At 43.2% G+C, this 12,618-nt stretch carries 9 protein-coding genes, 2 pseudogenes and 1 other annotated feature; of the genes and pseudogenes, 6 read left to right on the top strand and 5 right to left on the bottom strand.

What is annotated here, in order from left to right; all coding sequences use genetic code 11:
• Positions 1–88, top strand: a sequence feature (5S ribosomal RNA rRNA prediction is too short).
• A gap of 70 nt (positions 89–158) precedes the next feature.
• The 4 genes from Xkoz_RS26550 to Xkoz_RS26565 all read right to left on the bottom strand — a co-directional run bounded on the left by Xkoz_RS26550 (position 159) and on the right by Xkoz_RS26565 (position 5,644).
• Entirely contained in the window at positions 159–473 is a 315-nt protein-coding gene (locus tag Xkoz_RS26550; RefSeq protein ID WP_244183424.1) for a YfiM family lipoprotein, read from the bottom strand.
• 169 nt (positions 474–642) lie between these two features.
• Positions 643–1,998 carry a CDP-diacylglycerol--serine O-phosphatidyltransferase gene (gene pssA / locus Xkoz_RS26555; protein WP_167386566.1) on the bottom strand — a complete coding sequence of 452 codons (1,356 nt, stop codon included), beginning with the start codon at positions 1,996–1,998 and terminating at the stop codon, positions 643–645.
• A gap of 206 nt (positions 1,999–2,204) precedes the next feature.
• A complete protein-coding gene (locus Xkoz_RS26560) occupies positions 2,205–4,847 on the bottom strand; it encodes a bifunctional acetate--CoA ligase family protein/GNAT family N-acetyltransferase (RefSeq protein ID WP_099141496.1) in 2,643 nt (880 codons plus the stop codon).
• Between the two features lie 125 nt (positions 4,848–4,972).
• Positions 4,973–5,644: a tRNA-uridine aminocarboxypropyltransferase gene (locus tag Xkoz_RS26565; protein ID WP_099141497.1), complete on the bottom strand. Its 672-nt coding sequence runs from the start codon at positions 5,642–5,644 to the stop codon at positions 4,973–4,975.
• Between the two features lie 134 nt (positions 5,645–5,778).
• Between Xkoz_RS26565 and Xkoz_RS26570 the strand changes: the two genes are divergently transcribed.
• From Xkoz_RS26570 to fhuF, 6 genes and pseudogenes are all read left to right on the top strand, one after another.
• A complete protein-coding gene (locus Xkoz_RS26570; protein ID WP_099141498.1) occupies positions 5,779–6,813 on the top strand; it encodes a tRNA/rRNA methyltransferase in 1,035 nt (344 codons plus the stop codon).
• 708 nt (positions 6,814–7,521) lie between these two features.
• Positions 7,522–7,764, top strand: a pseudogene (locus tag Xkoz_RS26575) (ferric iron reductase); the annotation flags it as partial.
• A gap of 84 nt (positions 7,765–7,848) precedes the next feature.
• Positions 7,849–8,019: pseudogene (locus tag Xkoz_RS26580) on the top strand (iron chelate uptake ABC transporter family permease subunit); the annotation flags it as partial.
• Positions 8,020–8,022: 3 nt separating this feature from the next.
• Entirely contained in the window at positions 8,023–9,069 is a 1,047-nt protein-coding gene (locus tag Xkoz_RS26585; protein ID WP_099141545.1) for a FecCD family ABC transporter permease, read from the top strand.
• Complete coding sequence (locus Xkoz_RS26590) at positions 9,069–9,884, top strand: ABC transporter ATP-binding protein (protein ID WP_099141499.1); 816 nt, start codon at positions 9,069–9,071, stop codon at positions 9,882–9,884. The genes Xkoz_RS26585 and Xkoz_RS26590 overlap by 1 nt, the downstream gene beginning before the upstream one ends.
• Before the next feature lie 14 nt (positions 9,885–9,898).
• Positions 9,899–10,666 carry a siderophore-iron reductase FhuF gene (gene fhuF, locus Xkoz_RS26595; protein ID WP_099141500.1) on the top strand — a complete coding sequence of 256 codons (768 nt, stop codon included), beginning with the start codon at positions 9,899–9,901 and terminating at the stop codon, positions 10,664–10,666.
• 404 nt (positions 10,667–11,070) lie between these two features.
• Here fhuF and emrB read toward each other — a convergent pair whose 3' ends face one another.
• Complete coding sequence (emrB, locus tag Xkoz_RS26600; RefSeq protein WP_099141501.1) at positions 11,071–12,612, bottom strand: multidrug efflux MFS transporter permease subunit EmrB; 1,542 nt, start codon at positions 12,610–12,612, stop codon at positions 11,071–11,073.
• Positions 12,613–12,618: the final 6 nt, after the last annotated feature.

Here is a 12,618-nt window from a genome sequence, read left to right on the forward strand (position 1 = left end):
GTGGGACCACCTGAATCCATGCCGAACTCAGCAGTGAAACGCCGTCGCGCCGATGGTAGTGTGGGGCCTCCCCATGCGAGAGTAGGGCACTGCCAGACATCACTTCAGACAGAGAAGCCATTCTTCACCGGATGGCTTTTTTGCGTTTAGGAATTTAATTACTTCATAGTTTGATATAGGCTATAACCTGCTATCGCCCCGGCTATATCATAAGCAATATCATGCCAACTCCAGCCGGTTCCTGATGGTCGACTATCATAAAGTTCTTTGGCTGCACCAATGCCAACTGATAGCAATACACCAAATTGCGCACTTTCACGGTGACGCCAATGTTGACGATCACCATAAGCATTGCCTGCTGCAGTGACAATGGCAGAAAACAAGAAATGCTGCGCTTTATCTTTTCCTGTCCAGTTGTCATTTGCTTGACGGATATTGGAGCAAGCCGTATTCAATAGGATAGGAGAAATCATTAATATATTTCTTATCAGAGTGATGATGCTTTTTTTCATGTAAGTTACGCCATGATTTATTCTTTTTAAAATCATAGCTGTTTGATAAATAAGATACAAAAAAATCCCCTCAGACAATAGTCAAAGGGGATTAAAAAAACGATAATATTTTATAAGTGGGTTATCTATTCTACAGTATCCTGCTGATCAATCGATCTACCCGAATACGGCGCAAGCGTCGTATCAGTTTGCGCACCTTAACAGGGTAGAGTTGGATACTTTCCAGCTCTTGATAATCGTGGATGATTTTTGTATGAGTACGGATGCAATCCAATTCCATTGCACGTTGTTCTTTCATCTCTTGTTGGGGGTCGTGAATAAGAATGGCATTTTCCAGATCCAATCCCCACGCACGAGGATTAAGATTATTACCAGTAATTAATTGCCATTTATTATCAATCCAAACCCCTTTTAAGTGATAAGTATTATCTTGATCTTTCCATAACCGAATAGTTAATTGCTGGCTATCAATAAACTTTTGCAGCCGACTAGTGAATCGACGTAAGTTAATTTCATACAGATAAGGCAATGCACCGATGATCCTAAATGGTTCTTCGGGTGGAATATAAAAATCGTTGGCTGTTTTATCTCCAATGATGATCTCAACTTGCTTTCCCTGACGGAGTAATCGGGATATTGCACGCACCAATACTGCCGGTAAATTGAAATAAGGTGTACAAATAACCAATTTGGTATCGGTGCAAGAAATGAGATGGCAAATTGTTTTATTCAGCTGATTCTTTTTACCCAATCCAACAAGGGGAGTTACCGCCAATTCTTCATTTGATGCTTGGTTTTCAAAGTGATATTCGGCATTTCTCAGTGAAGCACGAAATTGACGGATCAAATTTTTAATTTCAAGGCTGCGAGGACGGTTATAGCAGGCCAAGTTTTTTACGGCGTCAGCGCTAATAATATTGTCATCGATAAACTGCTTCATGGTTGCGGCAAGTTTTGCATTATGCAGCAAGTGATAACGGTCATAACGATATTTTTCATGGCGGTGCAGATAGACATCATTAATGCTGGCTCCGCTGTAAATAACCGTATCATCAAAAATAAAGCCTTTTAGATGTAAAACTCCCAATGCTTCACGTGTATTCACTGGAACACCCAGGATGGAAACGTTGACACCAGGGTAGCTTTCAGCCATGGAACAATACCAGTCTGCATTTGTTGCCGCTGCTTCTACACCAATACGGCCACGTTGGGCACGATGCCAATCAACCAGGACTTTTATGTCCAGCTCAGGGCGTTTTTGTTTGGCTACATATAACGCAGTCAGAATATCCCGCCCTGCATCGTCGTTTTCTAAATATAATGCGGCAATATAAATATGCCTTTGGGCGTTTGCTATACGTTCCAATAAAGTGCTGCGAAACACTTTAGATTCATAAAGTGTTTCAATGTCAGCAACTGATTGCGGTAGCTTAGGCAGTTGTGCAAGGTGTTGTTGGTGTTTTGCTTGTTTAAATTTGGACAACATCACAGTGCGTTTTTCTCTTAGTCTAGATGGAATCAATACCATCATAAGGTGTATGAATCAAAATGATCCGGTGATAATACCATTAGTTTGGCTCATTGTGAGTATGAATTAACTCCTATGAGCTGATTGCTTTAAGTCTGTGCGATCTATCACGAAGTGAGGTTTTTTTCTATTCATCATGCGATACATGTTGAATTTATTTTTGGCTATAGGCTTAACCTAAGATTAACAATCCCATCTTCTAACTGTATGTCGATGGTAAACCCAAGTTTTTTCGCAAGTTGGATCATGTTACGGTTTTCAGGCATAGTGATGGCTGTTAGTGTCTGGATACCATGTTCTCTTGTGTAGTTAATCAGTTTCGTCATAAGCTGATAGCCTAGCGTCATCCCCTTGAGATCTGATCGCACTAATATCGCAAATTCTGCCTCGATATTATCGGGATCAGCCATGGCCCGAGCGACCCCAATAATTTCAGGTGCTGTAGTTGGATGGCGGATGGCCACGAATGCCATTTCTCGGTCGTAGTCAATTTGGGTCATGTTTGCAAGATCATCATGAGTAAATTCGTTAATTTCACTGAAATAGCGATAATACAGATCTTCCTTTGTGACTTGGCCGATAAATGCTTTCAGCAAGGGTTCGTCTTCTGGCAGGATTGGTCGTAGCAAACATTTAAAATCATCTTTGATATAGATAGTTTCTTCCAGCTCATTAGGATAAGGCCGGATAGCCAGTCTTTTGTGGGGATCGCCGGTTACTGGTGTTAACTCCATTGTCACATCCAATAAAGCGAACTCATTACCTGATGCAAGCAGTGGATGGATATTCATTCGAATGATTTGGGGACAATCGATCAGAAGGTTAGATACTCTGACCAATAACTGGCTGAGGGCAAGAATGTCCAGCGGCAAAAGCGAACCGCCAGATTTGATTTTGCCACTTTTAATTGCCTGGATAACCAGATAACGGGCTAATGCCATATTAAGGGGAAGGAGGGCAACAGCAGCCTGTGTTTCATGCACCCAATCAACACCTCCCTCGCCTAGCATGATTAAGGGGCCAAATATTTCATCTTGCTCAATCGCAATTCTCAGCTCTTGTGTGCCAGCCCGATTAGCCATGCTCTGGACTAACAAGCCATGAATTCTGGCTTGTGGAAAGTTTTGTTTTACACGTTCAATAATCGCTTGTGTCGCGGCCTTGACTTCATCGGCATTGCGCAAATAAAGCATCACTCCCTGAACTTCTGACTTATGTGGAATATCAGGTGAGCGGAGTTTTAATGCGACGGGGTAGCCAATCTTTTCTGCGATATTCACTGCATCATCACTGGTATGAGCGATCCAGGTTGGTAAGGTATTCAGACCGTAAGCATCAAGAATAGGTTGTACTTCATGAGTATCTAATCGGACATTCCCGTTATCAAGCGCCTTCTGGATACACTCATGGGCTCTGGCGGTATTTGAGGTAATGCCGATTGGCAAAGAAGGGGTTTCTTTTAGTTGTTTTTGGTTTCGCTGGTATTCCACCATGTGCATGAAAGCGGTAATGGCACCTTCTGGTGTCCGATAAGTTGGAATACCTGCTTCACTGAACAGACGTCGGGCTTCCAGTGAAGAATATTCTCCGCACCAATTAGTGAAAATGGTGAGCCATTTACCGCGCGGATGTTCTTTAATGGTTCGTATAACCTGAACCGCTGTAGTTTGGCTGTGGGATATGGCACAAGGAGAGTGGATTAAGAGTAAGGCATCATAATCATGGCTATCCAAAAGCAGCTTGAGTGCAGCAATGTACCGCTCTGTTGAGGCGTCATCACCGACATCTAATGGATTACGTAAAAGGAGCGTGTCTGGAAGTATGCCAGACAACCCAGTCATCGTTTCCTCACTTAATATGGCGAGCTTGCCCGTTCTTCTGAATAGCTCATCCAGCGCCATTGCCGCTGGTGCTGCACCATTACTGACGATTAATAGACGTTCCCCACGTAATGGTCGCATAAAACTTAACGTTTCCACTGCGGAGAACATTTCATGTGTGTCCTGTACCCGCAATAATCCGGCACGTTGAATGGCTGCATCATAAGCCGCATCGAAATTTTGTTGTTCTCCCAGTAACTGCTGAGCTTTTCGGGTGCGACTGCTTTTCACGACCAGAATAGGCTTATTACGTGAGGCGCTTCGGGAAGCCGAAAGAAAACGTCGGGCATCACTGATATGTTCAAGATGCAACAAAATGGCACTGGTTTTACTGTCTCTTGCCAGAAAATCAAGCAGATCATCGATATCAATATCAACACTGTCACCCAAGGCAATAAAATACGAGAAACCAATATTACGGTGATTGGCCCAGTCCAGAATGGTGTTTGATATTGCGGCGGATTGTGAGATAAAAGCCAGTTTACCTTTAAGGATAGGGATCGGGGAAAAACTGGCATTCAACCCGATCCAAGGTGCTAAGATGCCAAGGCTATTGGGTCCGAGAATTCGGATATGATGTTTTTGGCTGCACTGTTTCAATTCAGTAAATTGTGATGGCGGAGAGGATAAAATAATAACGGTTTTGCATCCGTGTTGAGCCAGTTGCTCTAATAAGGACAAATTGCGACTGTGATGGGTGCAAATCACAGCCAGATCAGGAGTCAATGGTAATTTATCAATAGAAGGATAGGCTAACACCCCCAGAACGGCATATTTGTTTGGTGTGACGGGAAGAATAGGTCCAGTAAACCCGCCCATTAACAAATTTCGCATCAACATTGAACTGGCTTTTTCTGGTTTTTCAGAAGCACCAATAACGGCGATAGATTTAGGGCGTAACAATGCTTCAAGTCCGCGCTGGCTCATTTCTGGGTTCCTTATCCGTTATCACATCAATAAACAATCACTGTTGATTAAACAATTACCATGAATAACTTTAGCCACCATCAGTGACTTTAGCGCGGATTGTCAAGCATTACTGTGAGTTATTCCTACAGATGATTAGATTTTCCGGCCAGATATTGTTCACGAAAGTGGTTAAAATGGTTCAATAATGATTGTGACGCTTCAATATCCCCAGCCAATTCTAATGCTACCGCTGCGACTTCGGCAGTACAATGTTGCTCTGTTCTGGAAGGCACCCGAAGTAAATAGTCTATTTTGGCAATATTATTCATGGACAATAGAGGAATATCATCCAAATAAGGGCTTTTACGAAACATTTTTCTTGCCTCAGGCCAAGTACCATCCAATATAATGAACAGCGGTGGTTTCAGGGTATCAGGGATCTCCCGATACACTGTGCGAGGAGGTATCGCATAACTGTCTGGGAAGATCAGATAGGGTTGCCGGGTTGGATCGCGCAATACTTCAAGCAGTTGTTGATCAGGCTCGGTTCTGGACCAGAGAAAAGCCTGTGTATCGGGCAGGATATCTGCAATCAGCTTTCCGGTATTACTGGGTTTCATTGGTTCAGTATCAAACATGATGAGACAAAAGCGGCTTGCCGCATTGGCAGGTGAAATCATTTCACACAGACATTTTTTTTGGGGTAATAAACAATGCAGGCAACGCTGCACGCGACATCCCCTTGCCTGAAAAGGTCGGGTAGAACGGGCAAGGCGTCGCTGGCGAAGCTGATAAACGGCGTTGTTATTTCTCATTTAAGAACTCAAACAGGTTCGTGGATAAGACCAGTAGAAAATTAGCGGATATTTTAATGGATTGTCGTTACCAGAGGTAGCTTCGGGAGCGTACATCGGGTAATCTTCGCGCCATAACGCAGTTGGAGAAATAAATGAACGATTCCTATAGTGGTAAGAACGGCAAAGTCAAAGTCATGTATGTCCGAAATAGTGAGGACAATAACGATAGTCGCAAGGGCGGAGATCGTCGTAAGAATAGTGACAGCCGTAAAAATGATAACCGTCCGTTTGGTAGAGGACGTGAGCAGGGTGATCGCCGTCGTAGCAATGAACGCTCAGACGATCGCTCTCCATGGAAAACGATCTCTCGGCCAGAGGGAGAATCTTCTCTCCAGCCAGAACACAATGGCATCAGTGGAAAAAGTAACATTGATCCGGAACAGCTTCGTCGTCAGCGGTTAGAAGAAACCCGCATTTATGGAGAAAATGCGTGTCAGGCAATGTTCCAGAACCGCCCTGATGCGATCGTTCGGGCTTGGTTTGTTCAAACCGTCACTCCACGTTTTCGCGAGACTCTGAAATGGATGGCGGCCAATCGCAAGGCTTACCATGTGGTTGATAATGAAGAACTATCCAAGGCATCGGGCACAGAGCACCACGGTGGTGTCTGTTTCCTGATTAAGAAACGTAATGGCCTGGATGCAGAAACCTATTTGCAGAAGGCCCCTGCCAAAGATTGCGTTTTGGCATTGGAAAACGTAGGTAATCCACATAATCTTGGTGCAATTATCCGTAGTTGTGCGCATTTTGGCGTACAAGGTGTGATTTTGCAGGATACCGCGATGCTGGAATCAGGCGCGGCTGTTCGCACCGCAGAAGGCGGCGCTGAACACATTAAAGGCATTGATGCCGATGGGTTCACGGCTACACTGGATAAATTCCGCAACCAAGGCTACACAATTGTGACTACATCAAGCCATAAAGGTAGCACCGCGTTGGCACAAGCAACCTTACCAGAAAAAATGGTCTTGGTATTGGGTCAGGAAAGTGACGGATTAAGTGACAGCACTTGGGAAGATGGAGACATTCGTCTTTCTATTGGTGGAACGGGTTGGGTAGAAAGCCTGAATGTTTCTGTTGCAACAGGTATTATGCTGGCGGAGTGGTGGCGTCAGAATAAGATTTAATTTATCCCTGAAAGATACCAATCTAACTTCAAGTTGCCGTTTGCAAACCAACGAGAGTGTTTATATCTCCCCGCTACGCGGGGAGATATAAGACGCATCTTGAAAGGCGATTGGTATAGATCTCAAGTTGCTATTTTGTAAAAGAATAGTGATTTGAAGATAGAAAGAGATAGTTTAATTTTTATTATCGATAAAGCCCTGGCTAAATAGTCAGGGCTTTATTTTTTCCCTCATTTATTGAACTTGTTTTTATTATTTCAATAAAAAAACATCGTACAAATATAAATAAAAACATTTGTTATTATTTTCATTGAAAGTATTTAATTGGATTTTTTAACTAAAATAGCTCATTAAATAATCTACATAAAATTTATGCCATTTATAGTTTAACCCTATTATTAGTCGGTTCTATTAAACAAGTCAGTCAATTTCGCTAAATAGGCTACTTTTTTATGGTTGTTAATCATAATAATTTTCATTATCATTCTATGAAATAAAAAGAGAATAACCCTAATTTTCGTGAGCCAGAATTAAGACCCCACTCATTGGATAGCAATATTCAGAAGTTTATATAGAGATGTATCACCCTGTCAGCAGTGTTTATGTATGGAAACAGGTGGGTACAGGATATGAATAAAGGGCTTTATAAATGCGTTCGTTAAATACTCATTGGAATCATCAAACCTCCCATTTAACCAGGGAAAATGGGTTGCCTACTGTATTCATAGTTATCAACCACAACATCGGGATCAGATAGAAAAATTCCGCAAATTTGATCTATTTAAGCACGATTTTGTGCGTACCTGTCTGAACCGTCTGCAAATGGCGAATAACCAACAGATGATCGACCTTGATGATCGTGAGAAGAATCTGAAATTTGCCGGAACGTTAATGAATCCTCTTTACGCCTTGCGGGAAGGATATTCTGTCGTATTTGCGACAGATAAGTGATGGAAATATCAAGACAAACATAATACAAATCATTTTGGTAACGAGATAAATAGAGTGAAGAATTCAACTTTGCAACACAATCATTTACCTTATTGCCTGCTTGCGGGCTCTTGCTTGCTGCTAATATCGGATATTGTTGCGCGATTGCTGATATCCCCCGAAGAAATCATGGTTGGTATTATTACGGCGAGTATTGGTGCACCGCTGCTTTATCTGGTGGCGAAAAGCCGCTCCCAAAAGATGATGGCGGAGTAAATGATGACATTGATTCATTCACCCATGAGACAGCCCAACATTAAAACAGTTAAGATAGGCAATGTCGTTTTTATGACGCCAGAGTGGCAGATTATCCGGGTAGTTTGTTCCATTTTATTGCTGATTGTCGTGCTTTTTTACCTGTCCTTAGCAATGGGCAGGGAAGGGATGGATAATCCTTTTTTACTGACAGAAACACCTTATCAAGCCTTTATCTTAACGGAGATCCGTTTACCGAGAGCATTGGTGGCAATCGGGGCGGGAATAACATTGGCACTTTCTGGTTCCCTGTTCCAGCTTATGACTCGTAATGCACTTGGCAGCCCGGATATCATCGGTGTTAACGGTGGTGCGGCGGTTGGGATCGTCGTGGCAATGGTTGTGTGGCCGGAAATATTACCCGTTCCATTAGGCGCGCTATTGGGTGCCATCATTGCCGTATTGTTGGTCTATCTCGGTAATGGTGCAGGCGTTGGGAATATGCCGGCGAATAAGATCATTATTTCGGGAATTGCGATTGCGGCATTGTGCATGGCATTTGTTGAATTTGCCTCTGCGAATATTCGCCTTGAGCAAGCCCAACAACTGAAATCATTACTGAGAGGCAGTCTTGCCAGTCAAAACTGGCAAAATGTCGCATTGATCAGTGGAATGGTGTTGTTCATCCCGGTTTTATTTTGGCTAGGCAGGCAATTGAATTACACCCATTTTGGCAATGATATTGCCAATACCCTTGGGGTGCCTGTACACCTTATTCAGATAGCCAGCATCTTACTGGCAGTGACGTTTGCCACCCTGTCGGTATTGGTTGTTGGGCCTGTTGCATTTATCGCCTTGTCTGCCCCACAAATTGCCCGACGCTTGGTGCGAAATAAAGGTTCTGCCCTGTTTTGCACTGCGCTGGTGGGGGCTTTACTGATGCTGGCTTCTGATTTCATTACCTTGCTATTACCCACCTTTGCTCGTTTACCTGTAGGGGTTATTACAGCGGTAATGGGTGGCGTTTATTTGATGTATTTGCTGTATGCCGAATTAAGGAGGACACGATAATGCCATCGGATGCTTATTCCCTTGAAGTGGCTTCACGATTGAAAGCCCATGATCTTTCACTGGCATATGGTAAAAGAACTATTATTGATGGTGTTAACCTCGCGATCCACGATGGTGAGTTTAGTGTCATTATCGGCCCGAATGGTTGTGGAAAATCGACGTTGTTGAGGGCTATCAGTCGCAGTATGCCTCCCCAACGTGGTGAAGTTTTGCTGGATGGAAGCAACATCCATCGTTATAAACCTAAATTAGTGGCGCGTGAATTATCCTTGCTGACACAAGGTGCAGCCATCACTGAGGCACTGACGGTTTATGATCTCGTTTCTCGTGGGCGCTACCCTTACCAGTCTTTCCTGCGCCAATGGTCGGCGGAAGATGAGAGGGTCGTCAATGAAGCGCTGAAGGCCGTGGATTTATGGGATATGTCGCAAAAATTGATGAGCGAATTGTCGGGAGGACAGCGCCAGCGTGCTTGGTTTGCCATGACATTGGCTCAGCAGACGCCGATTATTTTGTTGGATGAACCGACCACTTATTTGGATATTGCTCACCAGATTGAATTGCTTGATCTTTGCCAGAGCTTGCACCGACAAGGCAAAACATTGGTGTTGGTTTTGCATGATATTAATCTGGCACTGCGTTATGCCTCTCGTCTGATTATGATGAAAGAGGGGCAGATTTATGCTGAGGGTATCCCTGAGGAAATTGTGACAGTACAGAATATTGCTGATGTATTTGGCTTGGCTTGCCGAATTATTCGCGATCCTGAATCTAACACACCGTTGATTATTCCTAAATATAAAACTATTGGGTGATAGGAGAATGTTGAATGGCAAATGAGAATAATCAAGGCCCTATTAAATCGATATCTGAAATAACGATTGAAGATATCACAAACCTATTTGATGGGGCATTTAGCCATTTTAATTCATCAATAAAAATAAATTCAGATAAAATCCCATCGGAAAGTATGGGGTTTTATCAATGGTCGAGTGATGAAACATTTCCATTATTGATAAAAAGCTACCAAGATTCATATTATAGTGACAATGAATTAAAACCCAATCAAAAAGGACTTTATTCTTTATGGGCACAGTGGTACTTTGGTTTAATTGTTCCGCCAATGATGTTAATGCTATTGGAATATCCTCAGGCGGTTAATACAGATTATAATCTTTTTCAGGTTGAGTTCCATGAAACGGGCAGGCCAAATGTTGTTTATTACCGGTTAACGTGGTTAGACGAATCAATATCTTTATTGGAGCGTTATCACTCTATGTTGGATAGACATATTATACCTGTGTGTGAGAAGATTGAATCCTATCGAGGAATAAATGGACGTTTATTGTGGAATAACATTGGCTATGTTATGCATTGGTACTTAAATAATTTCAAGGAAAGAATGGATGCAGATCAGTATGATACATTAATACAGGATCTTTTCTTTACACAAACTCTGCCTGATGGCAGGGATAACCCGCTTTATCGCACAGTGATTATGAGAAATAATGTCATACAGCGTCGCTGTTGCTGTCAGAGAAATAAACTACCAGGAGTAGGGAATTGTCACGATTGTCCTCTTGAATCGACTACATAGATAATTTCATTTATTTTAAAAATAAAAAATCGTCATGGATTGAGGATAAAGCAGCCAATTTGAGCGTTATGACCTGTTTACGCCAGAAATTAAACGTTGTTGTTTGAATCGATTACAAATTGCCAACAATCGCCAGATGCTTGATTTGTCTGATCCCGCGCAGAGTTTTAAGTTTGCGGATAATCTGGTGAATCCCATTGCCCAGTTTGCTAACAAACCTGAAACGATGAGGTAATTGGACAATTATTTCCCGAACCCTCTATTTGTAGGTTACTTCCTGACTCCTCGCGGCGCGAGGAGTCAGAAAACCTGATAGTTTGAGTATATCGCTATCATGAAAACCTATTCAGGGCAGGGATATTTTTCATAGCGGGAGCAACTACTCCCGCTAAGATCCTATTAATTTAATGCGCTCCCCCGTGGTCTTTGCCTCCGGCAGAAAAAGGTGGTTTTGCCAGCCAGATCAATAACGTCAAGAAAAGGAATACGCCGGCGGAAAACCAGAAGATCTCATTGGCAGAAATAATTAGCCCTTGATGAGTGATCTGTTTTGCCAGATAAGCGGATATTTGTTCATCATTCATACCCAATTGAGCCAATTGCTGATGTATTTGCTGATAATTAGGGTTATATGGATTGATGTACTCTGTCAGGTTCGAGTGATGCATCGATTCTCGTTGTGTCCACATTGTGGTGGTGAGAGATGTCCCTATTGAACCCGATAATATACGGGTAAAGTTTGACAGGCTGGAAGCGGAGGCCATTCGTTCTGGTGCTAACCCTGATAGGGTAATGGTGGTCAATGGCATAAAGAAACATGCCATCGCAAGCCCTTGAACAAACTGAGGCCAGGCAGTGGCAGCGAAATCCATGCCTGGTTCAAAAGTGTATGCCCGCCAATAGAAGCAAATAGCATAAGTGATGAAACTAAATGTCACTATATAACGCAAGTCTATCTTATGGCCAAACTTGCCAATGACGGGGGACAGCAATAGCGGCAGCAATCCTACCGGTGCGGCCGCAAAGCCAGCCCAGGTTGCGGTATAGCCGTAGACTTCTTGCAATAGCTGTGGCAGCAAAACAATCGAACCGAAGTACATCATGAAGCCGAGGCTAATGCTCAGAGTGCCAATGGAAAAATTGCGTAGCTTAAACAAAGACAGATCGATTATCGGATGATCATCAGTCAGTTCCCAGATGATCAGGAAAATAAGTGCGATGATCGCCGTAATAGTCAGGGTAATAATCTCGGTGGAGTTAAACCAATCAAGTTCCTTGCCTTGATCCAGCATAATTTGCAGGCTGCCAATACCAATCACCAGCAAAAACAGCCCAATAATGTCGATAGGGCGAATTTCTGTTTTTGTTTCCCTGCCCCGCAATAACTGCATGATGGCAAAGATAATTGCGATACCAAAGGGGATATTGATGTAAAAAATCCATCCCCAATGGTAGTTATCACTGATGTAACCGCCGAGGATAGGCCCACAAATGGGGGCAACAACAATCATTATCGACCATAGCGCCAATGCCATATTTCGTTTCGCCGATGGATAGTTATTTAGCAATAAACTTTGGCAAAGGGGGAGTACAGGGCCTGCGGCTAACCCTTGCATGACACGGAAGAAAATTAGCATGCTGAGGCTGTTGGAAAGACCGCACAGCCAGGATGAAAGGGTAAAAATTGCGGTAGACCAGAGGAACAATTTCACCTCGCCAAAGCGCTTCGCTAGCCAACCGGTAATGGGAATGGAAATGGCGTTTGCGACACCGAAGGAGGTAATCACCCATGTTCCTTGCGAGATTGATGCCCCTAGATTACCAGCAATCGTCGGTATGGCGACGTTGGCAATGGTAGAGTCGAGAACAAGCATGAAAGTTGCCATTGAAAGTGCAATGGTCAAAAAGGCGAGTTTCGCACCTGTAAGCGGTTCTCTTGTTACCATGAACCC

It is taken from the genome of Xenorhabdus kozodoii (genome assembly GCF_002632875.1).
Classification (GTDB): domain Bacteria; phylum Pseudomonadota; class Gammaproteobacteria; order Enterobacterales; family Enterobacteriaceae; genus Xenorhabdus; species Xenorhabdus kozodoii.

What these genes read in the sequence shown, in the direction of transcription:
- pssA (WP_167386566.1), bottom strand. Translation starts at nt 1,998, where the DNA reads ATGTTGTCCAAATTTAAACAAGCAAAACACCAACAACACCTTGCACAA.
- Xkoz_RS26570 (WP_099141498.1), top strand. Translation starts at nt 5,779, where the DNA reads ATGAACGATTCCTATAGTGGTAAGAACGGCAAAGTCAAAGTCATGTAT.
- Xkoz_RS26585 (WP_099141545.1), top strand. Translation starts at nt 8,023, where the DNA reads ATGACATTGATTCATTCACCCATGAGACAGCCCAACATTAAAACAGTT.
- Xkoz_RS26565 (WP_099141497.1), bottom strand. Translation starts at nt 5,644, where the DNA reads ATGAGAAATAACAACGCCGTTTATCAGCTTCGCCAGCGACGCCTTGCC.
- Xkoz_RS26590 (WP_099141499.1), top strand. Translation starts at nt 9,069, where the DNA reads ATGCCATCGGATGCTTATTCCCTTGAAGTGGCTTCACGATTGAAAGCC.
- fhuF (WP_099141500.1), top strand. Translation starts at nt 9,899, where the DNA reads ATGGCAAATGAGAATAATCAAGGCCCTATTAAATCGATATCTGAAATA.
- Xkoz_RS26550 (WP_244183424.1), bottom strand. Translation starts at nt 473, where the DNA reads ATGATTTCTCCTATCCTATTGAATACGGCTTGCTCCAATATCCGTCAA.
- Xkoz_RS26560 (WP_099141496.1), bottom strand. Translation starts at nt 4,847, where the DNA reads ATGAGCCAGCGCGGACTTGAAGCATTGTTACGCCCTAAATCTATCGCC.
- emrB (WP_099141501.1), bottom strand. Translation starts at nt 12,612, where the DNA reads ATGGTAACAAGAGAACCGCTTACAGGTGCGAAACTCGCCTTTTTGACC.